The 26,292-nt window shown below is 69.1% G+C and carries 20 protein-coding genes; 5 read left to right on the top strand and 15 right to left on the bottom strand.

The window, feature by feature from the left end; genetic code table 11:
• Nucleotides 1-6: 6 nt before the first annotated feature.
• The 3 genes from IT359_11565 to IT359_11555 are packed head-to-tail and all read right to left on the bottom strand — an operon-like array spanning nt 7 to nt 5,377.
• Nucleotides 7-756 (bottom strand): amino acid ABC transporter ATP-binding protein, encoded by a 750-nt coding sequence (locus IT359_11565; GenBank protein MCC6929618.1) that lies wholly within the window; start codon nt 754-756, stop codon nt 7-9.
• A complete protein-coding gene (locus tag IT359_11560) occupies nt 753-2,273 on the bottom strand; it encodes an ABC transporter permease subunit (protein ID MCC6929617.1) in 1,521 nt (506 codons plus the stop codon). The genes IT359_11565 and IT359_11560 overlap by 4 nt, the downstream gene beginning before the upstream one ends.
• 53 nt (nt 2,274-2,326) lie before the next feature.
• Nucleotides 2,327-5,377 (bottom strand): hypothetical protein, encoded by a 3,051-nt coding sequence (locus IT359_11555; GenBank protein ID MCC6929616.1) that lies wholly within the window; start codon nt 5,375-5,377, stop codon nt 2,327-2,329.
• Nucleotides 5,378-5,510: 133 nt separating this feature from the next.
• Here IT359_11555 and IT359_11550 point away from each other — a divergent pair, with 133 nt between their 5' ends.
• Nucleotides 5,511-6,098, top strand: a complete 588-nt coding sequence (locus IT359_11550) for a YceI family protein (GenBank protein MCC6929615.1) — start codon at nt 5,511-5,513, stop codon at nt 6,096-6,098.
• A gap of 71 nt (nt 6,099-6,169) precedes the next feature.
• Here the strand turns inward: IT359_11550 and IT359_11545 are convergent, their stop codons facing one another.
• Entirely contained in the window at nt 6,170-6,772 is a 603-nt protein-coding gene (locus IT359_11545; GenBank protein MCC6929614.1) for a DJ-1/PfpI family protein, read from the bottom strand.
• Between the two features lie 113 nt (nt 6,773-6,885).
• Between IT359_11545 and IT359_11540 the strand changes: the two genes are divergently transcribed.
• Nucleotides 6,886-8,277 carry a tryptophanase gene (locus IT359_11540; GenBank protein MCC6929613.1) on the top strand — a complete coding sequence of 464 codons (1,392 nt, stop codon included), beginning with the start codon at nt 6,886-6,888 and terminating at the stop codon, nt 8,275-8,277.
• Between the two features lie 126 nt (nt 8,278-8,403).
• Here IT359_11540 and IT359_11535 read toward each other — a convergent pair whose 3' ends face one another.
• The 5 genes from IT359_11535 to IT359_11515 form a co-directional block, all read right to left on the bottom strand.
• A complete protein-coding gene (locus tag IT359_11535) occupies nt 8,404-8,982 on the bottom strand; it encodes a TlpA family protein disulfide reductase (protein MCC6929612.1) in 579 nt (192 codons plus the stop codon).
• The gene (locus IT359_11530) at nt 8,979-10,181 is read right to left on the bottom strand and encodes an exo-alpha-sialidase (GenBank protein ID MCC6929611.1); all 1,203 of its coding nucleotides are present in this window, start codon (nt 10,179-10,181) and stop codon (nt 8,979-8,981) included. Before IT359_11530 ends, IT359_11535 begins: the two co-directional genes overlap by 4 nt.
• A gap of 208 nt (nt 10,182-10,389) precedes the next feature.
• On the bottom strand, nt 10,390-11,787 hold the full coding sequence (locus IT359_11525) for an amidohydrolase family protein (GenBank protein ID MCC6929610.1): 1,398 nt from the start codon (nt 11,785-11,787) through the stop codon (nt 10,390-10,392).
• 70 nt (nt 11,788-11,857) lie between these two features.
• Nucleotides 11,858-12,505 (bottom strand): DUF502 domain-containing protein, encoded by a 648-nt coding sequence (locus tag IT359_11520; GenBank protein ID MCC6929609.1) that lies wholly within the window; start codon nt 12,503-12,505, stop codon nt 11,858-11,860.
• Nucleotides 12,506-13,963, bottom strand: a complete 1,458-nt coding sequence (locus IT359_11515) for an MBL fold metallo-hydrolase (GenBank protein MCC6929608.1) — start codon at nt 13,961-13,963, stop codon at nt 12,506-12,508. It abuts the gene before it with no gap.
• 177 nt (nt 13,964-14,140) lie between these two features.
• Here IT359_11515 and speA point away from each other — a divergent pair, with 177 nt between their 5' ends.
• Complete coding sequence (gene speA / locus IT359_11510) at nt 14,141-16,117, top strand: biosynthetic arginine decarboxylase (protein ID MCC6929607.1); 1,977 nt, start codon at nt 14,141-14,143, stop codon at nt 16,115-16,117.
• A gap of 134 nt (nt 16,118-16,251) precedes the next feature.
• Here the strand turns inward: speA and IT359_11505 are convergent, their stop codons facing one another.
• Entirely contained in the window at nt 16,252-16,863 is a 612-nt protein-coding gene (locus IT359_11505; protein ID MCC6929606.1) for a superoxide dismutase, read from the bottom strand.
• Nucleotides 16,864-17,026: 163 nt separating this feature from the next.
• On the opposite strand from IT359_11505, the gene IT359_11500 reads away from it, so the two are divergent.
• A complete protein-coding gene (locus tag IT359_11500) occupies nt 17,027-19,768 on the top strand; it encodes a hypothetical protein (protein ID MCC6929605.1) in 2,742 nt (913 codons plus the stop codon).
• A gap of 21 nt (nt 19,769-19,789) precedes the next feature.
• Here IT359_11500 and IT359_11495 read toward each other — a convergent pair whose 3' ends face one another.
• The 3 genes from IT359_11495 to IT359_11485 all read right to left on the bottom strand — a co-directional run bounded on the left by IT359_11495 (nt 19,790) and on the right by IT359_11485 (nt 22,521).
• A complete protein-coding gene (locus IT359_11495) occupies nt 19,790-20,371 on the bottom strand; it encodes a DUF937 domain-containing protein (GenBank protein ID MCC6929604.1) in 582 nt (193 codons plus the stop codon).
• 249 nt (nt 20,372-20,620) lie between these two features.
• Nucleotides 20,621-21,487, bottom strand: coding sequence for an ABC transporter permease (locus IT359_11490; GenBank protein MCC6929603.1), 867 nt, complete (start codon nt 21,485-21,487; stop codon nt 20,621-20,623).
• Complete coding sequence (locus tag IT359_11485; GenBank protein MCC6929602.1) at nt 21,484-22,521, bottom strand: ABC transporter permease; 1,038 nt, start codon at nt 22,519-22,521, stop codon at nt 21,484-21,486. The genes IT359_11490 and IT359_11485 overlap by 4 nt, the downstream gene beginning before the upstream one ends.
• Nucleotides 22,522-22,554: 33 nt before the next feature.
• Between IT359_11485 and IT359_11480 the strand changes: the two genes are divergently transcribed.
• Nucleotides 22,555-24,315, top strand: coding sequence for a hypothetical protein (locus tag IT359_11480; protein MCC6929601.1), 1,761 nt, complete (start codon nt 22,555-22,557; stop codon nt 24,313-24,315).
• Nucleotides 24,316-24,616: 301 nt separating this feature from the next.
• Here IT359_11480 and IT359_11475 read toward each other — a convergent pair whose 3' ends face one another.
• Together IT359_11475 and IT359_11470 are read right to left on the bottom strand one after the other, a co-directional pair.
• On the bottom strand, nt 24,617-24,874 hold the full coding sequence (locus IT359_11475) for a hypothetical protein (protein ID MCC6929600.1): 258 nt from the start codon (nt 24,872-24,874) through the stop codon (nt 24,617-24,619).
• Nucleotides 24,875-25,183: 309 nt separating this feature from the next.
• A complete protein-coding gene (locus IT359_11470; GenBank protein ID MCC6929599.1) occupies nt 25,184-26,164 on the bottom strand; it encodes a hypothetical protein in 981 nt (326 codons plus the stop codon).
• Nucleotides 26,165-26,292 lie beyond the last annotated feature (128 nt).

Here is a 26,292-nt window from a genome sequence, read left to right as displayed (position 1 = left end):
AAGGCGTCAGTCGTCGCGTCCGGCGCTGAGGAGTTCGCGCGTGGCCACGTGCTGCGGGCGCGTGAGGACCGCGTCGGCGGCGCCGCACTCGACCATCGTCCCCTTCGACAGGACGGCGACGCGGTCGGCATGACTGCGCGCGAAGGCCACATCGTGCGTCGAGATCAGGAGCGAGCGACCGGTGGCGGCCAGCGCACGCAGCGTCTCGCCTAACGAACCGCGGCGCGCGGGATCGAGGGCCGACGTGGGCTCGTCCATCAGGAGGAGCAGGGGATCGGGGGCCAGCGCGCGGGCAATCGCCACGCGCTGCGCCTCGCCTCCCGACAGCTCGCGGGGGAGCGCCGCGACGCGGTGCAGCACGCCCAGCGACTCGAGCAGCGCACGTGCGACCTCGTCGGCGCGCGCGCGCGTCCAGCCCAGCGCGTGCACGGGCGCAAGGGAGATGTTGTCCAGCACCGTGAGATGCTCGAACAGGGCATGGGCCTGGAAGACCATTCCGACCGTGCGCCGCAGGGGGTGCAGCGCGCCCTCACCGGGCAGCGCCCCCGCGCGCAGCGTCACGTCACCCACGCGAATCACGCCTGCCGTGAATGGTTGGAGTGCGGCAATGGAGCGCAGCACCGTCGACTTGCCGGCACCCGACACACCCATCAGGGCGCAGATCTCCCCGGGCGCAACGTCGAGGTTGACGCCGCGCAGGATCTCGCGCTCCCCACGCGTGGTGCACAACCCGCGAATCTCGAGCGAGGCGCTCATCGGGGGCTCCACCGCTGCTCGAGGCGGCGCGCCGCGCGCGACAGCGGGAGCGACATGGCGAGGTACATCGCCCCGCACAGCACGCCGGGCACGAGCCAGCTGCCGATGTTGGTGGCGTAGATCGACGTCGCCTTCGTCAGCTCCACCACCGTGATGACCGAGACGAGCGACGAGTCCTTGAGGAGCGCCACGAAGTCATTGGTCATCGGGGCCAGCGCGAGCCGGAAGGCCTGCGGCGCGCGGACCAGGCGCAGCACCTGCCACTCCGACAGCCCCAGCGTCCTCGCTGCCTCCAGCTGCAACGGCGAGATCGCCACCAGCGCCGAGCGATAGATTTCCGATTCGTACGCGGCGTAATTCAGGCCCAGCCCGATCATCGCGGCCAGGAAGGCGGGCAGGCGCACGACACTCGAGAGCCCGTAGTACAGCACGAAGAGCTGCAGCAGCACCGGCGTGCCGCGCATCACCTCCACGTAGACCGTGAGCAAGGCGCGTACGAGTGTCGTGCCGTACACGCGCCCAGCTGCAATCGCCACCCCGAGGACCACGGCGAACAGCATCGCCAGGCAGGAGAGGACGAGCGTGAGCCCCGCACCGCGCAGCAGGGCGGGGAGGTAACGGGCGACGGTCGTCGTGGCCGGCACCCGCGCTGCCACGGCACGCGCCACCGAATCCGAGAGTACCGTGGTGAAGTGCGACGCCTGGTCCGCATCCCACACCTGCCATCGCCGAAACGTCCGCTCGAGGCTTCCGTCGCGCATGCGTTCCCGAAGGATGGCGTTGGCCGAGTCGCGCAGCGCAGTGTCGGCGCGCGCGAAGACCGCCACGTAGTGCCCGCGCGCCAAGGCGTTAGGCTGGACCGTGAAGCCACCCATGCGACGCAGCGATCGCTCGGCGATCACATGGTCGAGCAGGACCGCGTCCACGCGCCCGGCCACCAGGTCGCTGTAGGGATGCACGTCGTCGTCGTACGATACCGGCAGCACGCCGTGCGACGCCTGCGCCTCGAGCAGCATCTGATAGGCGAGTGTGGCGCCGAGGGTCGCTACGCGCCGCCCCCGGAGGTCGGCAAGCGCGCGATAGCGCGACGTGTCGGCGGGGCGAACCGCCAGGACTTCGCGAAACTGGAAGTAGGGGAGCGACAGCGCGTAGAGGTCGTGAAGGTCGGCGCGATCCTCGATGCCCGAGAGCCCCACGTCAAAGTCGCCGCGCTCCACCGACGGTGCAATCGACTGATAGGCCACCTGCACAAACCGCGGCGTGCGCCCCAACCCGCGGGCCAGCATCTCGGCAATCTCGACGTCGAAGCCGCGCATGCTGTCGGGATGCGTCGGGTCCGACTCCACGAAGGGGGCACCGCCCTCCGCGTCGCCGCCCCAGCGCAGGTCACGCGCGCCCTGCCGCGCGCCCCCAGGCGACGTGGCAGGCGCACAGGCCGTCGCAGCCATGGCGAGCGCGATGACCACGGCGCTCGAGTTCACACCGGCGCGCGAGATCGCGGCGGCGAGGCGCGCCACCGCCCCGAGCCCTGCGGCCCGGGGGCGGTGCAGGGACGCGGTGCGTGCGCCCGTCAGGAGCGCGTTCCCAGCGCAGCCCAACGCAGTTGCAGGCTCTTGAGCACCGTCGGGAAGTATCCCATCTGCGCGCGCTGGTCGGTCGTTGGTGGCTCGGAGACGCGAACCGTGTTGCCGTACAGCGCCGCGATGCGCTGCACGAGTTCGGCGGCCGTCTCCGCCACGTCGCGCGCCTCGCTCACCCGGCGCTCGTCGCGCGGCGACGCTCCCTCCAGCCGCTTGACCTCGCCGCGCGCCGAGTCGGTGAGTGCCGCGGCATCACGGTAGAGCGCGGCGATGCGGTCCAGCGACTCGGTCCACTGCTGGCGCGCCAGCGGGGCAAGGCGCACGCGCGCATCTTCGCGAACCTCGAAGCGGCGGGCGAGCGACTGGCCGCCTAACGTCACGCGCGCCTCGTAGGTCCCAGGCGTTGCCCAGCGCCCGGGCAGGCCGCCGCCGAACGGATCGTCGTCGTCACCGCCGCCGCGCCCGGCGCGCAGCTCGGGATGCCGCAGGTTCCACACCACGCGGACCACGCCGCCGTTGCTCCTGGCGGCTACCGGTACGCGCGCAACCTCGCGCCCCGACGCGCCGTGGATCGTGACGACGGTCCCCTCCGGCACGCCGTCGCGCGCCCACAGGTCGATGATCGCTCCCACGGGCGGGTTCTCCCCGCGAAAGACAAGGTCGCCCGCGTGCGCCTTGGTGCTCGACATACGCGTCATCGAGGCCGGTGCGATGGAGAACAGGTGCGCCGAACTCGCGCGCACCGCCGGTGTCATCTCCTGCAGCGCGTGCACCTGGTCCACGATCCAGATCCCGCGCCCGTGCGTGCCCAGCACCAGGTCGTTCTCGCGTGGCTGGATCACGAGGTCGTTGATCGGAACCGTCGGGAGCCCGCCGTCGAAGGGCGACCAGTGCGCGCCGCCATCGATCGAGAAGTACAGGCCGAACTCGGTGCCGAGGTACAGGAGCTGCGCGTTGCGCGGATCCTCGACGATCACCTTGATCGTTCGCTCGGCGGGGAGGTCGTTGACGATGGGGCTCCACGTGTCGCCGTAGTCGGTCGACTTGAAGAGGTAGTTGGTGTAGTCGTCTGCCTGGTGGCCGTCGAAGGCGGCGTAGACCGTCCCGGCGGCGTGCCTCGACGCGAAGAGCGAGGCGACCCACGTCTGCTTCGGCACGCCAGGAAAGCGCGACGTGAGATCGCTCCATGTGCGCCCGCCATCGCGCGAGCGCTTCACGTTGCCGTCGTCGGTCCCCACGTACAGGAGTCCTGCGACGCGCGGCGACTCGCTGAACGCCGACACCGTCGGGTAGTACGAGACGCCGTCGTCGAGCGAGAGCGTGTGCGCTTCCGGCGGCTGTCCCATGATGGTGAGCGATCGCCGGTCCACGCCGGTGGTCGGGTTGCCTAACGCGCGCCAGGTGTCACCGCGATCGTTGCTCGTCCACAGCACCGCCATCCCGGCATAGACGGTCCGCGCGTCGTGGGCCGAGATCACGAAGGGCGAGTTCCACCCGGCGGGGGGGATCTTCTTTCCGACCCTGGGATCGGGCGCACCCCAGTTGCCGAGCTTTGGACCTTCACCCTCCTTCACCGTCGGGCGCAGGTTCTTCGCCTCGCGCGTCTGCACGTCCACGCGCGTGATGCCGAGGTACTGCGACGAGGAATAGACGGTGCGATTGTCCGTCGTGTCGATCACGTTGTGAAAGCCGTCGCCGCCGCCCACGCGGTACCAGTCGTCGTTGAGAATGCCCTGCGTGGAGTACGTCTGGCTCGGGCCGCACCAGCTCCCGTTGTCCTGCAGGCCCCCGCACACGAAGTAGGGAGACGACGTGCTCGCCGAGACGTGGTAGAACTGCGAGACCGGGAGCGAGGCCACGTACAGCCACTTCCTTCCGCGATCGTAGCTGATGCCAACACCACCGTCATCGCCCTTGATGAGGTGACGAGAATCGCGCGGGTCCACCCACACCACGCGGTCGTCGCCGTGCAGCGTCTGGCGCGGCTCCACAAACGTCTTGCCGCTGTCGTCGCTCACCGAGTACTGCACCATGTAGATGCGCCCCTGGTCGCTGGGGTCCACACGGATCTGCGACGAGTAGGCGGGGCGCGGGTTCCAGTCGCTCATGTGGCGCCACGTCTCACCCTTGTCCTCGGAGCGGAACACGCCTCCCAGCCGCTGTCCGTATGAAATGGACGACGTGTAGCGCGCTCCCTGCTCGAGGGAGATGTAGACGACGCGCGGGTCCTTGCGGTAGATCGAGATCCCGATACGCCCCACCGTTCCCGTGGGAAGTCCGTTGGTGAGCTGGCGCCAGGTGCGCCCGGCATCGGTACTCTTGTACAGACCGCTCCCTGGTCCACCGCCCACGAAGCCGAACGGTGCACGGCGGCGTTGATAGAGCGCGGCATACACGATGGAGGGATCGGACGGGTCGAGCGCGACGTCGACGACACCAGTGTCCTCATCCCGGGCCAGGATGCGCGTCCACGTGGCGCCACCATCGATCGACCTGTAGAGACCGCGCTCCGGATTCGCTCCCCACAGGTGCCCCGGGACGGCGACGTAGACGACGTCGGAGTTGCCGGGGTCGACGGCGATGCGCGCGATATGCTTGCTCTCGCGCAGGCCGACATTCGTCCACGTCCTGCCCGCATCTGTCGACTTGTAGACGCCGTCGCCCCACCCGGAACTCTGCCGGTTGGTCGCCTCCCCGGTTCCCACCCAGACGATGCGCGGGTCGCGCTGGTCGACGGTAATCGCCCCGATCGAATGCACACGCTCGCGATGAAAGACGGGGGCCCAGGTCACGCCATTGTCGGTCGTCTTCCAGATCCCGCCCGTCGCGCTGGCCGCGTAGAACTCGTACGCGTTCGCCTCGTTGACCGCGATGTCGACGATTCGCCCGCTCATGTTCGCCGGACCGATGGAGCGCGCCCGGAGCGCCGAGAGGTCGAGCGTCCCCTGCGCCTCGAGTGTGGCGGTGATCGCCGGGTTGGAGGCAAGCGCAGCTGCAACGGAGGCGGCCACGGCGCGTAGGAGTCGGGTTGGACGATGCATTGCGCTCGACGTTGAGAGACGCCGATAGGCTATCGCCTACACCATCCGCTGTCGACCGGCACGGCGAGTGGAACTGCCGAAGATTGACGGGTATATATCTCACAAACGAGACATCTCACCCGAGGCCGTCGCCATGCGTCGTTTGCTCCTGCTCGCGTTCTCCGCTGCCCTCCTCGCCGCACCCACCCGCCTGTACGCCCAGACCCCGACCTGGAAGATCGACCCGGTACACTCCGAACTCACCTTCCGCATCCGCCACTACGTGACGCGCGTGCGCGGCACCTTCGCCAAGTGGGATGGGAGCATCACCGCCGATCCGGCGTCGCTCGCCAATGGGAGCGTCTCGGTCTCGATCGACGCCAAGAGCATCGATACGAACAACGAGATGCGCGACAATCACCTCCGGTCGAATGACTTCTTCGCCACCGACTCCTTTCCGGCGCTCACCTTCAGGAGTTCGCGCGTCGAGCTCAAGGGAGAGTCGCTGAAGGTCTTTGGCGACCTGACCATTCGCGGCATTACCCGGCCGGTGGTGCTCGAGGGGAGCTACAACGGCGTCACGAAGGATGCGCAGGGCAAGGACCGCATGGGCTTCGAGGCCACGACCAGGATCAATCGCACCGACTACAAGGTTGCCTGGAACCGCGCCATCGAGGGGGGCGGCGTGATGCTGGGCGATGAAGTCGAGATCAACATCACCATCGAAGCGGTCAGGCAGTAGCACCACTCGCCGCGATCGAGCGCGCGGGGGCGTCCGGCGATTGCCGCGGCGCCCCCGTGCGCTTGATCGCGTCATTGGCGCGCGTGCTGATGCCAGTCGCCTTCGTACTCCATGTAGCGCGCCGTCTCCAGCGCGAGGTCCTCGCCAAGCAGGCGCGCGACCACGTGGAGCGACATGTCGATGCCGGCGCTCACCCCCGCCGAGAGAATCACCCGCCCATTGTCGACGATGCGCGCGCCGTCGCGGATGGTCGTCACTGGTGCGACCGCGCGCAGCTCATCGAACGCGAGGTGATGCGTGGTGGCGGCGAGTCCGTCGAGCAGCCCCGCGCACGCCAGCACCAGCGCCCCCGTGCACACCGAGAGGAGGTACTCGCTCGACGCTCCGGTTCGGGCAATCCACTCCAGCATCACCGGGTTCTTCATCTCCCGCCGCGTGCCAAAGCCGCCTGGGACGAGCAGGAGGTCGGGGTGCGGCGCGCTCTCGAAGGAGTGCAGCGGCGTGACGACGAGCCCGTTCCGCGCGCGGATCGTCTGGCCGCGCTCCGACACCGTGTAGACGTCGAAGGGATCGAGTTGCGACCTGCGTCCGCAGACCGAGAAAACCTCGAAAGGGCCGGCGAAGTCGAGGACCTCGACGTCGTCGAAGAGGACGATGGCGACGGTTCGGCGCATGATGGGCTCCCCGAGCTCCCCGTACCGGAGTTGTTGAATGACGGTCATCCCCTACACGATAGGCGGGAGAGTCCCTCACGCGCGAGTCGTACACCTTCCGCACCTTCTCGCCCATGTTCTCCCACACGATCATCGAGCCGTTCCGCGTTCGCACCGTCGAACCGATCAGGCAAACGACCCGCGCCGAGCGTGAGTCGGCGCTCCATCACGCCTCGTACAACGTTTTTCGACTCGACGCACGCGACGTCCTCATCGACCTGCTGACCGACTCGGGGACCGGCGCGATGTCGGCCAACCAGTGGGCGGCGATGATGCAGAGCGACGAGTCCTATGCCGGTGCACGCTCGTTCCACCGCTTTCGCGACGCGGTGTCCGACATCACCCACCTGGCGCACGTCCTTCCCACGCACCAGGGGCGCGCCGCCGAGCGGATCCTCTTCTCGGCGATGGTGAAGCCCGGCGACGTGGTTCCCAACAATACGCACTTCGACACCACGCGGGCCAACGTCGAGGATCGCGGCGCCGTGGCGCTCGACCTCCCGTGCGCCGAGGGGCGCGATCCACAGCTCATGCACCCCTTCAAGGGGAACATGGACCTCCAAGCGCTCGAGCAGACGATGCGAGAGCACGAGGGGCGCATTCCGCTCGTGATGGTGACGGTGACGAACAACTCCGGCGGCGGCCAGCCGGTGAGCATGGCCAACATCCGGGCAGTGCACGAACTCTGCCGGCGTCACGGCATCCCGTTCTTCCTCGATGCCTGTCGCTTTGCGGAGAACGCTTGGTTCATCAAGCTTCGCGAGCCTGGCTACAGCGACAAGACGCCGACCGAGATTGCGCGGGAAATGTTTTCGTACGTCGACGGCTGCACGATGAGCGCGAAGAAGGACGGGCTGGCCAACATCGGTGGCTTCCTCGCGCTCAACGACGAGGGTGTGGCCAACCGGTGTCGCAACAACCTCATCCTCACGGAAGGCTTCCCGACCTATGGCGGGCTCGCCGGCTACGACCTGGAGGCGATCGCCGTTGGGTTGAAGGAGGTGCTCGAGGAGGACTACCTGCGCTATCGCATTCGCTCGGTGGAGTACCTTGCCGAGAAGTTGCACGCCGCCGACGTGCCGATGCTGGTGCCGCCTGGCGGTCACGCGCTGTACCTGGATGCGCGCCGGCTCCTGCCGCACATTCCGCAGTTGGAGTATCCGGCGTGGGCGCTCTCGTGCGCGCTCTATCTCGAGGGTGGTGTGCGGGCAGTGGAGATCGGGACGGTGATGTTCGGGCTCCAGCCCGACGGGAGCGAGAAGCCGTCGCGCATGGAGCTGCTGCGTCTCGCCTTCCCGCGGCGCGTGTACACGCAGTCGCACGTGGACTACCTGGCGGAGGTGATCGCGTACGTGCGGCAGCGCGCGCACGCGCTGCGCGGCATGCGCATCGTGGAGCAGCCGCCGGCGCTCCGGCATTTCACCGCACGGCTGTCGCCGATTGCCCCGGGTCTCTACGCGGAATGAAGGGAGCGCATCTCGCGCACGGCGCGCGTGTCGCGCACGGCGCGCCTATCTCGCGCGACGGACAAACGGGGCGCCCAACTTGGGGCGCCCCGTTTGCATCTGGCGGCCCGCGGCGGGCGTCTTCGCTCAGGGCGTCCCGCTGCCTAACGCGGCGTCGAGGGCGTTGGTGAACGAGGTGTCGGTCGCGCGCACGGTGCCGAGGTGCTTCCACCGCAGGACGCCGCCACGGTCGATCAGGTAGGAGGCGGGAACACCCAGCGCCATGTAGAGCGTCTGCACCTTCTCGTCGGGGTCGAGCCAGATGGGATAGGTCATCCGGAAGTCCTTGGAGAACTCGCGGATGGTCTCCTCCGAGCCGCGCGCGTCTACGCTCACGCCGATGACTTCGAGGCCGTTCGCTGCATGCCGGTCGTACAGCGACTGGAGATAGGGAATCTCGTCGCGGCAGGGGGCGCACCACGTCGCCCACACGTTGAGCAGGACGACTTTCCCCTTCTGGTCGGCGATCGACCGGGTGGCGCCGTCGAGGGTGGCGGCGGAGTAGGGGGGGATCGGTTTTCCGATGGCCACCTCGGCCGGGGTGGCGTCGGGCCTCCCGCACGCGGACATCGGGATCGCGGCGAACGCGGCGAGCATCACGAGTGCGCGGCGCTTGAACGGCGCGCCGAACTGGGCCACGGTGGTACGGGTTGGTGCAGGAATCATGGGAGCGCGTCGAGGCGGTAGCGGGCGAGGTGGATGCGCGCGGTGTCGCCGGGAATGGTCCACGCGGCGATGAGTTCGGGACCGCGGCGGGTGATCCTGGGAAAGCCGCTGGCGCGAGCGCCTGACGAGCGTGCGAGGACCACCGGCGCACCGACGCCACCGTTGCGCTTCACGCGGCGCAACCGCACCTCGGCCGAGGTACTGTCGGTGCGTTCGAGCCAGGTGACAGCGGCGCTCCCGCCATCGAGGAGTTCGACGTCGACGCGGCCGGCGGGGTTGCCGCCATCGATGCGCTGCGGGGGGGCGAACGTGGCACCGGCATCGGTGCTGTAGGCCACACGCACGCGCGCCGTGTCCTGCGCGCCGGTGAACCAGGCGATGACGACGGTGTCGCCGCGCGAGGCGAGCGCCGGACCGTTCACGGGACACGCGGCAATCTGCCAGTGGTCGTCATGGACCGCGGCGGGAGCGGTCCAGCGGCCGTCGACGCGTCGGACGACGGCAATGTCGCGGACCTCGTCGTCGGTGCGATCGCGATAGGCCACGACCGGTCCGCGCGCGGTGAGCGTGGCCGCCACCTGGCAGCAGTCGCAGGTGCGGTGGTCGAGGAACGTTTCCTCGCCTAACGATCCGTCGGCTCCGATGCGCGTCGTGGCCACTTGCATGGCACGCGCGGTGGTGTCCCGCGACGCCGAGGCTCGCCCATCGAGCCACGCGGCCTCCATGTCGCCACCGTCGCCCGGCCACATCGCGACGAAGCCGTGTTCCGCCGCCACGCCGTCCCGATGGAGGAGCGTCGCGTCGCGCCACGAGCGGCCGGAATCGGCGGAGAGGGTGATCATCACGTCGTAGCTGTACTTCCCCCCTTTCCGGCGCTGGAGCCAGTGGGCGTAGAGGACGCCGTCGCGGCCGGCCTGCACCGAGGGGAAGTCGGCCCAGTTGACCATGAAGCCGCCGTGCTCGGCGATCGTGGTCGCAGGCGTGAACGTCTCGCCCTCGAGGCGCGAGTAGCGTAGCGCCCACGTGGAGTCGCCTGTGCGCTGGAGCCACGAGAGGTGAACGGTGCCGGCATCGTCGGTGGAGAGAAACGGCTCTCCGCTGTTAGGGCCGGCCGGCGAGTCGAGTGCCTGGAGCGCGGCGGCGCCGTCGCGATCGGACGCCGGAGCGCAGCCGGTCGCCGCGAGCGCGAGAGCGAGCACGGCGAGCGGCGCGGCGAGGCAACGGGGGCGCCGCACGGCTCGCGCGAGGGGGCGAGGGAGGGGGAGCGGAAGGGGGGGACGGAGCATACTGGGAATCTGACCGCGGGTCGCGCCAGGCGCCAACTACGGCGTCAGCGCGCCCCCATATCGGCGCCGCAGGGTGCGCTGGCGCCGCAGGGTGCGGCGCACCGCCGAAAGGCTTCAGCGCTCACCGTTTCGTGGCGCCGTCGTTTCGATAGACAACTCCCCCCTTCATCACGAAGCGGACACGGCGCGTGGCCGCGATGTCGCGCGTGGGGTCGCCATCCATCGCCACCAGGTCGGCCCGGAGACCGGGCTTGACGCTCCCCAGCGTGTCGTCCATGCGAAGGACGCGCGCCGTGGTCGCGGTCGCCGTGCGCATCGCGTCGAGCGGCGACATGCCGTAGTCGACCAGCAGTTGCAGCTCACGGGCGTTGTCGCCATGCGTGAAGACGCCCACGTCGCTTCCGTTGCAGATGGTCACGCCGGAGGCGAGCGCGCGCGCAAACGACTCGCGCTTGTTGCGGATGCGCGCCGGCTCGGGGTCGGTCCCCTTCTTCCACCCGGCGTACTGCGCCGTGGCGTCGCCCGCGGCGAGGGTGGGGCAGAAGGCAACGCCGCGCTCCTTCATGAGCGAGAAGACCTCGCTCGTGCCGAAGTCGCCATGCTCGATGTTCGTCACGCCCGCCAGCGTAGCGCGTCGCATCCCCTCGGCCGACGACGAGTGTGCCACGACGTGGCGGCCACTCGACTCGGCGACTTCAACCGCGGCACGCATCTCGGCTTCGGTGAAGGCTGGGCGCGTCTCGCCGTTGGGGCCCCAGCGGTAGTCGGCGTAGATCTTGATCCAGTCGGCGCCGTGCTTGATCTGGTCGCGCACCATGCGCACCAGCTCCTCCGCGTTTCCCGCTTCCTCGGCACCCTGCGGGATCTCCACGTCGTTGGCGAACGAGCGCGGGCCGTAGCTCCCGCGCCCCACGATCGCCTTGGTCGTCACGAGCATGTGCGGGCCAACGATGATTCCCTGGTCGATGGCCTGCTTGAGCCCGACATCGGCGTAGCCCGCGCCCTCGGTGCCCAGGTCGCGAATGAGGGTGAAGCCCGCCATCAGGGTGTTCTTCAGGTGGATCGTGGCGCGTGCGACACGCAGCGACGTGGGGTCGCGCAGCACCTGGTCGTCCCACGTTGCCTCGTTGTAGGGGTGCAGGAGCACGTGCGAGTGAGCCTCGATCAACCCGGGGGTGAGCGTGAGCCCCGGGAGGTCGACGATTTGTGCTCCCGCGGGCGCCTTGATGCTGGCCCCATCGCCGACGGCTTCGATGCGGTCGCCAACCACCAGGACGACCGCGCCCGCGCGCGGCGCGTCGCTGGCTCCGTCCCACACCGCGGCGGGGCGCAGGAGCGTTGCCTTGCCGCTGTGGGGCGCCTCACGCGGGCCGAGTGGCGCCGCCTGGGCATCGAGCGCCGCCGGCGCCGCGAGCAGCAACGAAGCGACCGCCCCGAACCGGGCGAGCGCGGCGGCCCGGCCCTGGTGGCGGCGCGCCGGAGCAGGGCGACTGCCTAACGACAACGAGAATCGCGACATGGATCCGGGAGCTGATGATGAAAGGGCAGGGCGGCGGGCCTCGCGGCGGAACGGTCGCATGGCCGGGACATCAGGGGGGAGTGTGCGCGACCACGGTGGTGGCGTCGGCGCCGCCCTGGCCGGCGCGCACCGTTGCAGCGAGCGTGGGGATCTCCGTCACCCCTCCCGAGACGATGAACGCCATCATGTCCGAGCTGTTGGCGTCGAGTCGCGTCACGGCGCTCGTGGGAAAGAGGTACATCTGTCCCGAGAAGTTGTACGAGTGGGGCATGTAGACGGAGACGTAGCCGGGCATTTGGAGCTGCGTGAGCGCGTCCTGCGTCACGAAGCCTAACGCGCGGGCATTGCCCCCCGGGAAGAGCTCGACCACCACTGGCTTGTCGAAGCGACGCTTCTCACCCACGAAGGCACTCACGAGGTCGCGCGTGGACGAGTAGAGGAGCCGCACGAAGGGGAGCCGCTCCAGCAGGTCGTCGAGCGCCCCGATGAGGCTGCGCGTGATGAAGCTCGACGCGAGGAAGCCGAACAGCGTGATGAGGATGAGCGAGACGGCAAAGCCGGCGCCGGGGACGGGGAGGCCGAGCCAGCCGTCCACCGCCTGGAAGACCACGACGCAGATGTACGCCGTGATCCCCACCGGCGCGAGGAAGACCAGCCCGCGAAGGAAGTACGTGAGGAGGCGCCGGGCCACGCCCTGCGCGGCGGTGCGCGGCCGCACCTAACGCGTACCCGCGATTGCGCCTGACGACCCGCGCTCCACGGGGAGCCCGGCCGATCGCCAGGCGGCAAAGCCGCCGCGCAGGTTGGCCACCGCCGAGACGCCATGCAGCCGGGCAAGCGAGGCCGCAATCGCCGAGCGCCCGCCCCCCTGGCACTGCATCACGAGCCGATCGGCGCCCGCCAGGCGTGGCAGAGCGTCCGACAGGCGCCCGAGCGGCGCGTGCAACGCACCCGGCAGGTGTCCGTCCTCCCATTCGGACGTGGCGCGCACGTCGACTACCGTCACCGTCGCCTCGCCCGCCCACTCGGCGAGCGTCGAGGGATCGACCTGCTCGACGCTGTCGAAGCGGCGTCCCGACGCGCTCCACGCCGTGAAGGCCTCGCTTCCGAACCAGCCGGCCACGCGATCGAGGCCGATCATCGCCAGCTCGGCGGCCGCGTCGCGTGCCGCGCGATCGTCGGAGGCATCGTCCAGCAGGAAGACGTCACGATCATGGCCCACGAGCCAGCCGGCCCATCCCGTGAACGACTTGTTGAGCGGAATGTTGAGCGTTCCCGGAATGAAGCGATTGGCGGCGACGTCGGCGCGGCGGATATCCACCACGAGCGCGCTGCCAGCCAGGGCGTCGTCGAGGTGCGCCGCCGATGCGTGCGCCGGCGCAGGGCGATGACCGAGGATGGCCGGCCCTTCGCGGTTGAGGTGCTTCATCGTCGCGAAGTAGCGCGGCGGATCGGGTTGCCCCTCGAGCACTGCCTCGATGAACGTCGGCTCGTCGTCGATCTGCAGCGCCCAGTTGGCCAACTTCTCGTAGCCTAACGTGGTCTGCGGTACGGCGCCGAGTGCCTTGCCGCACGCCGAGCCGGACCCGTGCCCGGGCCAGAGTTGCAGGTAGTCGGGATATCGCGTGACGAAGCGTTGCAGCGACTGGAAGAGCTGGGCCGCGCCGGCGCGCATCGTTCCTTCCACCTTGGCGGCACGCTCGAGCAAGTCGGGGCGTCCCACGTCGCCAGCAAAGATGAAGTCGCCCGTGAACGCGCCCACCGGCTGCGCCGCCGCCGGCGTGTCGGTGAGAATGAAGATCAGGTGCTCGGGCGTGTGCCCAGGCGTGTGCATCACGTCCAAACGCAGGTTGCCCACCGAGAACGCGTCGCCATCGCGCAGCAACTGCGCGCCGTCGCGCGTGGCGAAGGCGTACTGCCAGTCGCGCCCGCCCTCCGCGGAGAGAAGGAGCGTGGCCCCCGTGCGCGCCGCCAGCTCGCGACTCCCCGAGAGATAGTCGGCGTGGATGTGCGTCTCGGTCACGTGGGTGATGCGCACGCCCTCGGCGGTCGCGGCGGCGATGTACTGATCTGCGTCGCGATTGGCGTCGATGACGAGTGCCTCCCCCGTCTTCTGGCATCCGACGAGGTAGCTCGCCTGTGCCAGCCCTTCGTGATAGAAACGCTTCAGCAGCACGACTCCTCCACCGAGTGAGTACGACCGGGTCAGGTGACGGGAGAAAGCTGGCGCATGTGGCAAGGGGGTGACACCCCCCGCCGGGGCGCGCGTGCGGCGTGGTGGACGCCGAGGTGTGGGGGAGCGACTGGCAATGCCGGTACCACTTGCCGTCCAAATGCCCTACGTTTTTTCCCCATGACGAGCACCCGAATTTCCGCTGAAGTCCCGACCGTTTCCACGACGCCGGCGGCGAATGCCGCGACATGGGGGGTGGAGGACGCGAAGGAGCTGTACAACATCGAGGGGTGGGGAGCTGGCTTCTTCGACGTCAATGCGTCGGGGCACGTCATTGTCCGCCCCGACCCGTCGATTCCGGACAAGACGCTCGACCTGTTCGAGATCGCCGTCGACCTCGAGGCGCAGGGTGTCCAGCTCCCGGTGCTGCTGCGCTTCTCCGACATTCTCAAGCGGCGCATCGAGAACCTGAGCGAGTCGTTCGCCGGCGCGATCCGCGAGTTCGAGTACACGGGCGGTTACACCACGGTCTATCCGATCAAGGTGAACCAGCAGCGACACGTGGTGGAGGAGATCGTCGAGTTCGGCCGCAAGCATGGGGTCGGCCTCGAGTGCGGCTCCAAGCCCGAGCTGCAGGCGGTGCTTGGCCTGTCGGAAAGCACCGAGCACATCATCGTGTGCAACGGCTACAAGGACGAGGAGTTCATGCGCCTCGCCCTCATGGGACAGAAGCTGGGGCACAACGTCTTCATCGTTTTGGAGCAACTGAGCGAACTCGATGTGCTTCTCGACGCGGCGAAGGACCTGGGCGTGACGCCCAAGGCCGGCGTGCGCATCAAGCTGGCGTCGGAGGGGGCAGGGCGCTGGGCGCAGAGCGGTGGCGAGAAGTCCAAGTTCGGGCTGAACACCGCCGAGCTGATGAAGCTCATCGATCGCCTGCGCGAACAGGGGGACCTGGACATCCTGCGATTGGTGCACTTCCACCTGGGGAGCCAGATCACCGACATCCGCTTCATCAAGGCGGGGCTGCAGGAGGTGTCGCGCTACTACGCCGAGCTGCACAAGCTGGGGGTGAACATCACGCACGTGGACGTGGGCGGCGGGTTGGGGGTCGACTACGACGGGACCAACTCGGTCAACAACGCGTCGGTCAACTACACGTTGCAGGAGTACGCGAGCGACGTGATCTACGGGCTGGCGGAGACGTGCCGCGAGGCGGCGCTCCCGATGCCGCACATCATCAGCGAGTCGGGGAGGGCGCTCACGGCACACCATGCGCTCCTCCTGCTGCGGGTAATTGACGTCGAGTCACAGGCGGAGCCGACGCTCCCCGACCTCACCGACGATCATCACGTCCTGCTGCACGAGATGGTCGAGGATCACCGCACGCTGGGGAAGAAGAAGCTCCCCAAGCGGAAGATCGTGGAGATCTTCCATGACGCCTCGTTCGACAAGGAACGCGCGCAGCAGCTGTTCAACTCGGGTGTGCTCTCGTTGCGCGAACGCGCGCTTGCCGAGACGATCTACTTCGCGACGATCAACCGCATCGCCGCGGTGATCGCCGAGAATCGCGAAGCCTACGACGAGATCCTGAAGGAGGTCGACGCCACGCTCGTCGATCGCTACTTCTGCAACTTCTCGCTCTTCCAGTCGCTCCCCGACAGCTGGGCCATCGATCAACTCTTTCCCATCATCCCCATCCACCGCCTCAACGAGCGGCCCGGGCGCCGCGGTACACTGCAGGACGTGACCTGCGATTCGGATGGAAAGATCGATCGCTTCGTCGGCGGGAGGGATGGGCGCCCGAGTCTCGAGTTGCATCCGTATCGCGAAGGCGAGGATTACATCCTCGGGATCTTCCTGACCGGGGCGTACCAGGAGATCCTGGGCGACTTGCACAATCTGTTTGGCGACACCAACGCGGTGCACATCCGGCTCACGCCTAACGGGTACGAGATGACCGACCTCGTGCACGGCGACACGGTGACCGAGGTGCTCAACTACGTCCAGTTCTCGGCGCCCCAGCTCCTCACGACGTTCCGCCGCAAGGTGGGGGGGGCGGAGGGGATCACGCGGCAGGAGGCGAACACGTTCATCGCCGAGTATGTCGCGGGGTTGGAGGGGTATACGTACCTGGAGGGGGAGGCGGCGAGGTAAGGCGGACGGGAGACGGGAGACGGGAGACGGGAGTGAAAAAGCGGCGCCGTTTGGCGCCGCTTTTTCGTTCGCTTCGCGGTTTCATCGCGCATTCTCCCGCGCGCACTCCCGTCCCCCGTCCCCCGTCCGCCTTCCTACGCGCTGAATCGCGCCGCCACCGCACCCCAGTTCACCACGTTCCACCAGGCGCCGATGTAGTCGGGACGGCGGTTCTGGTACTTCAGGTAGTAGGCGTGCTCCCAGACGTCGAGCCCGAGCAGGATGTCGCCCGGCTTCTTTCCGTCCATGATCGGGTTGTCCTGGTTAGGCGACGAGGTGATGGCGACCTTGCCGCCATCCTTCACCAGCCACGCCCATCCGGAGCCAAAGCGGCCGGTGCCGGCGGCCTGGAATTGCGTCTTGAACGTCGCGAAGTCGCCGAACGAGGCATTGATGGCGTCGCCGAGGGCGCCCGTCGGCGCGCCGCCGGCGTTGGGGCCCATGAGATTCCAGAAGAGGGAGTGGTTCCAGTGGCCGCCGCCGTTGTTGCGCACCGCCGTCCGGATGTCGTCGGGGACGCCGGACAGGTTGCCTAACAACTCCTCCAGCGACTTGTCGTGGAGCGCCGCATGCTTGTCGAGCGCGGCGTTGAGGTTGGTCACGTATGCCTGATGGTGCTTGCCATGGTGGATCTGCATGGTCAGCGTGTCGATGTGCGGCTCGAGCGCATCGAAGGCGTACGGCAGCGCGGGCAGGGTGTGTGCCATAACGTACGGTCTCCCGTATGGTCAGAGGGGAAGTGTCACAAACGGAAGTAAATCGAGGGGCACGGGAGTGTGAAGCGCCTGCGCGCGTGCATCGACGCGCAAACGCGCCCCCGATCGCGCGCCCCCTTGCCGCACGCAGACGATCGGCCCAGACTCCGTTCGCATGACGCCGCCGCACCAATCGCTCGACACCCTCCTCCTGGTCACGCACACGCACTGGGATCGCGAGTGGTATCGGACGGCCGGCGAGTTCCGGCTCGGGCTGGTCGACCTCGTCGATGAACTGCTCGATGACGCGTCGGACGAGGCGTCAGGCGCGCCGTTCCTGCTCGACGGGCAGGGCATCGCCCTCATCGACTACCTCGAGGCTCGGGGCGAGCGCATCGGCGACGTGGCACGCGCCGTGGCGAGCGGGAGGTTGGAAGCTGGACCGTGGTTCGTCCTCGGCGACAACCTCATTCCCTCGGGCGAAGCGCTCGTCCGCAACCTGCTGGCGGGGCGCGAAGTGCTGGCGCGCCTTGGCGCCGCGTCGCCACCGGTGCTGTACTGCCCGGATGCGTTCGGGCATCCGGCAGCGCTCCCCACGCTGGCGCACGGCTTCGGCTTCGGCGTCGCGATCGTCTGGCGCGGTTACGGCGGGGCGCCGTGGCCGCCTGGGGACGTGGCGCGCTGGGAGGGGAGCGACGGCTCGCACGTGCTCCTCTATCACCTCCCTCCCAGCGGCTACGAGTTCGGCTCCAACCTGCCAGTGGGCGCCGAGGACGCATCGCGCCGCTGGGCGCGCATGCGCGAAGTGCTGGAAGGGCGCACGACGTTAGGCGTCGCGCTTATCCCGAACGGCGCCGATCACCACGCGCGGCAGTCGCACTGGCGAGACGCGCTGCGCGCGCTGACGCGCGTCGCGGCCGGCGACGATGCCGGCGCCGTCAAGGTGCAACCGGCCAGCCTGGCAACCTTCGCCAGGGCACTCATCGAACGCAGTGCGTCGCAGCGCCTCCCACACGTGAAAGGGGAGTTGCGGCACTCGCCGCACTACGCCTGGTCGCTGCAGGGGACCTTGGCGACGCGCGCGCACCAGAAGCGGCGCAACGCCCTCGCGGAGCGGCTGATGCTGCGCGATGTGGAGCCCTGGTCGAGCCTCGCGTGGTGGCACGGTGCAACGGCGCGAGGGGGCGAGGCACGATACGATGCAGTGCGCGCGCTCTGGCGCACGTTGCTCGCCTGCCATCCGCACGACACGCTGTGCGGCTGCTCGATCGACGCCGTGGCGTGTGCGCTGGACCAACGGCTGGACCAGGTGGAGCGCGTGGGCGCGCTGGCAGCCGTGCGCTCGCGCCTGGCGCTGTTGGGGCACGACGCGACGGTTGCCCGCGCGCGTGAGTCGGCGTGGCGCACGGTCGTCGTGGTGCGGAACCGGTGCCCTGTTCCACGTGCCGGCATTGCGGAGTTGGAGGTGGACCAGGTGCTGGGGACGGTCCCTGTCGGCCCCGATTCGGCCGGCGCCCCACGCCCTACCGCGTCGGTGCGCACCCTTCGGCTGGGCGACGGGACCATCCCGGTGCAGGAACTCTCGCGGGCGCTCGTGCACGTGCGCGAGGAGTCGCCGCGCGACTATCCGCGCAACCGCCTGGTGCTGCGTCGTCGCGTCCTGGCCTGGCTCCCGCCGGTGCCAGCGCTCGGCTTGCAGCTGCTGCCGCTCGCGCGTGGTGGCGCGCGCACGGCCGCACATCTCCCCGCGCTCGCGCACGCAGTGCGCGCCACGCGAGACGAACTCGACAACGGGCGGTGTCGCGTGTGGGTGGACGAGGCGGGCCGATTGTGCGTGGCCTGGCCGAACGGTCGCGCGCTGGTCGACGTGGTCTCGCTCGAGGTGGAGGGTGAGCGCGGTGACCTCTACACCCCGTCCCCGATTCCCGGCACTCGGCGCGTGGGGCGCATCAGCGCGCATCGCATCGTGGAGCGCGGCCCGCTGCGCGGGGCGTTGCGGCTGACGATGACGGCCAGCGTGCCGGCGCGCACGCTGCTGACGGCGGCGGGAGAGCCGGTGCGCCACAGGGCCTCGCCGGTCACGGTCACCGTCGACGTGCGGCTGGACGCGGCCGGCGAGATGGTGCAGTTCGTGGTGCGCGGGACGAACACGGCGCGCGACGCCAGCATTCGCTGCGTCTTTCGCACCGACGTGCCCGGGGCGACCGCGTGGGGCGACGCGGCGTTCGGCGCCGTTGAGCGGGAGATCCCGAGTGAGGGGCTCGTCGCCGAGCAGGGCCAGGCGCGCGAGTCGGTGCTCCCTACCGCTCCGTTGCATCGCTCGGTCTCGAGATTCGATGCGTGGCGCGGCGCGACGCTCCTCAGCGACGGTTTGGCCGAATACGAGGCGCGCACCGACGGCGCGATCGTCGTCACCCTGGTGCGCGCGGTGGGCGAGCTGTCACGTCCCGATCTCCCCGAACGCCCCGGTCACGCGGGGTGGCCGGAATCGACGCCGGGCGCGCAGTGCGCGGGAGGCTTCGAAGGGCACTTCGCGTTGCTGGCGCACGGCCCGCGCACGCCGGCCGTGCTTGCCCAGGTCGAGGAAGCCGCCGAGTCGTTCCTGCTTCCCCTCGTTGGGGAAAGCTGGCGTTCCGCCGTCGATCCGCCTGACGCCTTCGCGGGGCCGTTGCTCGAGGGGGAAGGGTTGGCGTTCTCGGCGTGCAAGCGGTCCGAGGATGGACGGGCGCTGGTGCTGCGCTGCGTCAATCTCCTCGATGTGACCGTGGAGGGGGCGTGGACGGTACGCGGTGCATCGAGCGCCTGCCTGGCGCGCCTCGATGAAAGCGCGCTGGCGGCGCTTCCGGTGCGGGAGGGGCGCATCGACTTCATCGCCCCTCCGCGCGCCGTCGTCACGATTCGCGTGCAACGGTGCTGACGCGATCGCGACGGTTGCGGTTTACCGCCCCATCATCTTCCCAAGCATTCCCCCGATGTCGTCGACGACCGAGCCGTCGCCATCGCGGTCGATGAGCTGCATCAACCCGCCCAGCGAACCGCCGCCCTGTGCGCCGAGCGACGCGCGTTCCTGACCCAGCATCGCGGCGAGTCCACCAGCGTCGAGCCCGCCGCTCTTCTTGGCCGAGCCAAGCGCGCCCATCACGATTGGCGCCAACATGCTGAGCAGTTGACCGCTCTTGGCCGCGTCGAGTCCGACCGCGCTCCCGATGCCGCCAGCGACCGCTCCCTGCTTGCCACCCAGGATGTGCTTCAGGATGCTGGCGCCCGCGCCGCCGCCGCTCCCCAGCAGCGCGGGGAGGTCGTTGAGCACGCTGCCATCGTGGTCGCGGTCGAGCGCGCCGGCCAGCGCGGCGGCGCCATCGGCCGACTGTGAGTTGCGGGCCAGAGCGCCGACGAGGGCGGGAAGGGCGGCGCCGACCGCCGCTTGCGTCGTGGTGTCGTCGGTGCCGAGCTGCTGGCTGAGCTGGCGCAGGGTGTCGCCACCCATTTGTTGCATGAGGCCATCGAGCAGGGAGGCCATGAAGACGTTTCCTCGCAGGTGAGCGGCAGCGTCCAGCGCCGGTGCCGGTTGCAGCTGCCGGTGACGATGTGCCGGCGGGACGCGAAATCGGGCATCCGTCGCCAACGCCCCAAGTACGGTCTCCCGGACACGAGGCGCAAGGCGTGACCCCGATTCTGGAAACGGGACCCCCGACTTCGTCTGATCGCGCGCGCCGCCCCGCACCGGCGCTCGACGACGTTCGCCATCGCTCGATGTCGCTGAACGTCGTTAGGCCCGCTCGCCCAGCGCGCGCGCCGTGTCGCCCGCCAGCGTCTCGCGCCAGGCGTCGCCCAGCACCGTGCACGCCAGGACCGTGGCAATGAGTGCGAGGCCCGGGGCCAGTGCCACCCACGGGGCCGTCACGATCAGGTCGCGGCCACCGGCAATCATGTTCCCCCAACTGGGCGTGGGCGGCTGCACGCCAAGCCCCAGGAAGGCGAGCCCGCTCTCCAGCAGCATGGCGTTACCGACTCCGAGCGTGAGTGCGACGATGGCGGGGCCCACGGCATTGGGGAGCACGTGTCGCCAGAGCGTGCGCCACTCGGGTACTCCCGTTGCCCGCGCCCCCTCGATGAACGGGCGGGTGGCGACCAGTTGCACCTCGGCGCGCACCAGGCGAGCCACGCTCATCCACCCGGTGAGGGCGAGGACGACGATGACCGTCATTGTCCCGGGGCCCCACAGCGTGGCGCACAGCAGCAGGAGGATGAGGCGCGGGACGGCGAGCAGCGTGTCGGCCACGGCCATGGCCGCGCGATCTGTGGCGCCGCGCCACCAGCCGCTCATCGCGCCGACGGCCACGCCCACCACGGTGGCGAGAAGCGAGCCGACCACGCCCACGGTGAGCGAGATGCGCGCCGCCAGCAGCATCCGCACCAGGATGTCGCGCCCGAAGCGGTCGGTGCCTAACGGGTGCAGCGCCCCGGCGGCGTCGCGCGCCATGGGGGCCACGAGGCGTGCCCCCACCACGTCGTCGATCGCCAGTGGATCCACCGAGGCCAGCGCCGGCACCACGAGCGCGAGGAGGGCGAGCGTGACCAGCGCCCCCATCGCCGCGCGCGCAGGCGGCGACATGCGGCGAGCGATGCCCGTCATGGCGAGCGTCCTCGCGCGCCGCGCGCGTCGGCCGTCCGGCGTCGCGGGTCCAGCAGGTGCAACGCAACGTCGGCCAGTGCGTTGGAGATGATCACGAGCCCGGCATACACGACGGTGGCCCCCATCACGACCGGGAAGTCGCGGGCGGCGATCGCCGACAGCAGCGCGCGCCCCATCCCGGGCCAGGCAAAGACCCCTTCCACGAAGACCGATCCGGCGACGATGCCCGGCAGCGACAGCGCCAGCAGCACCACCAGCGGCGCCAGCGCATTGGCCAGGACGTGGCGACGCATCACCACCCCTTCGCGCACTCCCTTGGCGCGCGCGGTGCGCACCCAGTCGCTGTCGGTCAGGTCGAGCGCGGCGGCACGAGCGTAACGCGCGATTCCCGCGGCACCCACCGCGGCGAGCACCGTCACCGGGAGGATGGCATGGCGTGCGACCTCCACCATCGCGCGCCACCCGGTGGCCGTCGATGCCGGTGAGCGCACGCCAAAGGCCGGGAGCCGCAGCCACTGGGGAAAGTCCCACCACGCGGCGCCCGCAGTGAAGAGCGCCACCAGCGACAGGGCGAGCCAGAACGACGGCGCCGCATAGACGGTGATGCCAAGCGCGGTGAGTACTCGGTCGGGCCAGCGCCCGCGCTGCGACGCCTGGTACAGCCCCGCGAGCACGCCGACGAGAAAGGTCAGCGTGAGCGACGCGGCGCCGAGCGCGAGCGAGACCGGGAGCGCGCGCCAGAGGACCGTTGCCACCGGCTCGCGCAGGGCAAACGAGTCGCCGAGATTGCCAGAGAGCGCCCCGCCGATCCAGCGTGCATATTGCTCGGCGAATGAGGCGTCGAGCCCGAGCGTGCGCCGCAGGCGTGCCACGTCGTCGGGCGAGGCCGACGGTGACACCAGCAGGTCGGCCGCATCGCCAGGGGCGAAGTGGGCGAGGAGAAAGGTGAGCGAGACGACGAGCCAGAACAGGACGAGCGACTCGGCGCCACGGCGGATGAGCGCGCGCACGACGACATAATGCCCCGCAAACACGCGCCGTCAACGCCCGAATCGAGCCGCGCCCTTGTGAGGACCGCGGAGGATGGCGCGCGCCTGGCCTCTCGCGCGTTTGCGCGTGCGCTGGCGCGCGCGGGCGCCGTCGCCGTGCTCGCCGGTGTCGCGGCGTGCGGCGGTGACGCCGTCGCCAAGGCGCCCCGCGGCGGAACGGTGGTGGTGGCGTCGGGGGCCGACCTGGAGTCGGCGAACCCGCTGGTGACGGTGCACCCCATGGCGCGCCAGGTGCAACGCTTCGCCCTCTTCGTCACGCTGGCGCGCTACGATTCGGCGCTGCACCCCGTGCCGTACTACGCGCGGCGCTGGCGGTGGAGCGACGATCGGCGCGCCCTGACGCTCGATCTCGAGCCAACGCTTCGCTGGCACGACGGGACGCTGACAACGGCCCGCGACGTGGCCTTCACGCTGGAGGCGGCGCGCGATCCCGCCACCGCGTCGCCGCGCGCCGCCGACCTGTCGTGGCTCGAGCGCGTCGACGTGAGCGACGACAGCACGGTGACGCTGGTCGCGCGCCAGCCACTCCCCGACCTCCCCGCCATCCTCTGCGAGTTGCCGATCGTTCCTGCGCATCGCCTGGCGCATGTCTCGCGCGCCGACTTCCGTCGCGACCGTTTCGCCACCGCGCCGTTAGGCAACGGCCCGTTCCGGTTCGTCGAGCGGCGCCCAGGGGAGCGCTGGATCTTCGATCGCAACGATGCCTTTCCGGCGTCGATGGGCGGAGCGCCGCGCGTGGGGCGCGTCATCGTCGCGGTGGTCGACGAGGCCACGACCAAGTTTGCCGGCTTGGTGAGCGGGGAGTTGGACCTGGCGGGGATCTCGCCCAGCATGGCCGCCCTCGTGTCGCGCGATCCAACGCTCGCGGTCGTCACGTATCCGATCACCTTTGCCTACGCGATGGTCTTCAACGCGTCGCGTGCGCCGTTCGACGATGTGCGGGTGCGGCGGGCGGTGCGCGCGGCGATCGATCGGGGACGCATCGTGCGCGTGGCGCTCGCCGGCTACGGGACGCCGGCTGGCGGCGCCGTGTCGCCGACGCACCCGTTCGCCCTCCCGTCGGCGCTTGCGGCTGACGGACGTCGCGACGACGCGACCGCCTCCCGCCTGCTCGACGAGGCCGGCTGGACGCGCGGCGACGACGGGCTTCGGCGTCGCCGCGGCGAGGCGCTTCGCTTCACGCTCCTCTCCGTCGGGAGCGGCGACAATGCCCTCGAACAGCTGGTGCAGGCGGACCTTCGCCGGCAGGGAATCGCGATGGAGATTCGCCAGATGGAGCTCGGCGCCTTCCTCATCGAGGCGCGCGCGAAGGTCAAGCGGTTCGATGCGCTGGTGACCGGAGTTCCCGGCGACCTCTCGCTGGCCCACCTGGCCGGAATGTTCGACGGCGCGCTGCGCGGAGGTGCACTCGACTACGCCGGCTTTCACGAGGCCACGCTCGACTCTGCGTTTGCACGCGCGCGCGCGGCGCCAACGGTCGCGGCGGCGCGCGAGGCATGGCACCAGGTGCAACGCGAGCTCGAGGCACAGGCGCCGGTGGCGTGGCTCTATCACGCGCGCGGGGTGCAGGGGATGCGCCGCCGGCTGCATGGCGTGCGCATGGACCTGCGCGGAGAGCTGGCGACGCTCGCCGGTTGGTCGCTCGACGGTTTGTCGCTCGACGCGTCGGCGCCGCCGGGCGAGGCGACGACGACCAGTGCCGCCCTCCCGTCGGTCCTCCGGTCGGCAGCTGCAACGGCCGTTGGGGTGGGGCGCGGTACAAACCGGGTAGATAGGTAACCTCCCCGATCGGGCGGTGCCCACCGGGGTTATCCTACATCCTTGACGCTAGAAGCCATCTCATGAATGGTCGCCGGCGCGCCGGCGCGCCGGCGTCCTGCGCCGGCCAGGGGCCGTCGACCATTCGTGAACTGCCTTGAACCGTTCAGTTGCGGGTGCTCCGATAGAGCGAACGTGACGAGTACTCACCAAGGCGAATGACGGTTGCAACAGTTGGTTAGGCGACTCATGTGGTAGGGGTGCGTGCGAACGCAATCGATCGCGCCTGCCACACTGCGCTTCATTGCCAACCGCAAACGGTTCAGGTCCGTTTGCGGGCGCGGCCGGAAATCAGTATCGCTTTCGTTCCACGGCGTACCTCGAGCGCGACCGCTTGGTCCGCCTCGAATCTCAGCACCCTGGCCGCGGTCGCTTTCGACAATGGAACGCGGTTCACTGTCAGAACAGTGTCTCCTTCACGTAGGCCAGCATCCCATGCGACTGAGCCACTGTCCACCTTGACTACCCACCCGCCTCGATGGTGAGCGCACGCCGGCTGCATACACACAGCAATGGACATTCCGAAGCTCCCCGATGGTTGTGCACGGGGAGCTGACGGCTGCGCGTACGAGCGGATTGGACTCGCGAGAGCGACGGCAGCCCCGATAGCGTATAGGGCTCGGAGCCGTCTGCTACGAGACGTGAGTACTTGTATGGCCGGCCTCATGATGCATGCGGGGACGGAATCCAGTTTCTCGCGGCGTACCGTGCTTTCGATGACCCGGCTTTCGTGCCGGAAGTGGCAACGAGCCGGGGGATTCTGAACATGCCTGTTGCGCGGCCATCAGAAACAGCATGACGGTGGTGCTGGAGCGGCGGAGACGAGAGGTCATCGGCGCTCGAGGTTGGCGATCCGCCAGCTACTCGGCGACCCTGTGGTGTCCGCAAAAAGTAGCGCGCCGTCACCTCGCACCCCTAACAACTGAGGAGTTCCCTCCGCGTCCAGGATGACCGAGTTGGCCGCGCTGCGGATACCAAGCATCCACGTCGGCCCTGGTTTACCCAGGCGGAAGTACTGCACGAGCAAGGTGCCGTGTTGCGCTACGTACGGTCGCTCAACCCTGCTCGCATCGCCCATCCAGGCGTTGAGCTCTGCCGGCGACGAGGCACTCGTCGGTGGATCCGTACGATGGTACTTGAAATACGGAAGGTTCAGTGGTCGCTTCCCGAGGTGGCGTCCATCTTTCGAGAAGAGGTAGAGTGTATCGCACATGCTGAACGTGGCGAAGATGGTGTCACCCCGCACGTCAGCGTTGGCCCAACCGGAGCTGGCTACTAGCGCGGGCGAGCCCCGAACGACGGAAGGCGCTGGGAAGAAGCTCGAAGAGAGGCTATCTGAACCAACCCTCCACGAGTGAAGCAGCATGACGCCGCCTCCTATCCGGCGCTGAGTGGCAAGAATGACGACGTCGCCAAATGGCAGAAGACGCATTACTGGCGCCGTTGCGATGCGGTGCTTGGAGACGAAGGCGCCGGTCGAATCGAACACGTGAAGTGATCCCGTCGCATCGGAGACTACGAGCCTGCCGTCGTGCAGTCGCGCACCTGCGAGTGGCGGTCCGCTGAACTCTCCCGGACCTCCTCCACTCCGGCCGAGCCGAAGCAGGAGCTTGCCATCGTCAGCGTATGACCGAACCTGCGACTCTCGCGCATCGACAACGAGCACTCCACGGTTCGGATCCGGCGACAGTATCGGGCCTACATTGAGCACTCCCGGCGGTTCTTCCAGCTGGACTCGGCCCAGCCAGACCACGGTCGACTCGATGTCCGGGCGCTCCTTTGCGGGCGAGCACGACAACGCCGTTGTCACAAGGATACTCCCCAACCCCAGGCGACCAATGTTCAGCCACACACGAATTTCCGGTTGAGATACACTCGTCTTCGCCCTGTTTCCGGTAGAGATACCTGCACGGTAGCGCAAAACGCTGTGACAACCTT

The sequence above is a fragment of the Gemmatimonadaceae bacterium genome, from assembly GCA_020852815.1.
Classification (GTDB): domain Bacteria; phylum Gemmatimonadota; class Gemmatimonadetes; order Gemmatimonadales; family Gemmatimonadaceae; genus SCN-70-22.
This window is presented reverse-complemented; position numbering and strand designations above follow the sequence as displayed.

Coding starts and splice junctions, on each gene's coding strand:
- IT359_11565 (MCC6929618.1), bottom strand. CDS start 756: ATGAGCGCCTCGCTCGAGATTCGCGGGTTGTGCACCACGCGTGGGGAG.
- IT359_11555 (MCC6929616.1), bottom strand. CDS start 5,377: ATGCATCGTCCAACCCGACTCCTACGCGCCGTGGCCGCCTCCGTTGCA.
- IT359_11550 (MCC6929615.1), top strand. CDS start 5,511: ATGCGTCGTTTGCTCCTGCTCGCGTTCTCCGCTGCCCTCCTCGCCGCA.
- IT359_11545 (MCC6929614.1), bottom strand. CDS start 6,772: ATGCGCCGAACCGTCGCCATCGTCCTCTTCGACGACGTCGAGGTCCTC.
- IT359_11540 (MCC6929613.1), top strand. CDS start 6,886: ATGTTCTCCCACACGATCATCGAGCCGTTCCGCGTTCGCACCGTCGAA.
- IT359_11535 (MCC6929612.1), bottom strand. CDS start 8,982: ATGATTCCTGCACCAACCCGTACCACCGTGGCCCAGTTCGGCGCGCCG.
- IT359_11525 (MCC6929610.1), bottom strand. CDS start 11,787: ATGTCGCGATTCTCGTTGTCGTTAGGCAGTCGCCCTGCTCCGGCGCGC.
- speA (MCC6929607.1), top strand. CDS start 14,141: ATGACGAGCACCCGAATTTCCGCTGAAGTCCCGACCGTTTCCACGACG.
- IT359_11505 (MCC6929606.1), bottom strand. CDS start 16,863: ATGGCACACACCCTGCCCGCGCTGCCGTACGCCTTCGATGCGCTCGAG.
- IT359_11500 (MCC6929605.1), top strand. CDS start 17,027: ATGACGCCGCCGCACCAATCGCTCGACACCCTCCTCCTGGTCACGCAC.
- IT359_11495 (MCC6929604.1), bottom strand. CDS start 20,371: ATGGCCTCCCTGCTCGATGGCCTCATGCAACAAATGGGTGGCGACACC.
- IT359_11490 (MCC6929603.1), bottom strand. CDS start 21,487: ATGACGGGCATCGCTCGCCGCATGTCGCCGCCTGCGCGCGCGGCGATG.
- IT359_11475 (MCC6929600.1), bottom strand. CDS start 24,874: ATGTCCATTGCTGTGTGTATGCAGCCGGCGTGCGCTCACCATCGAGGC.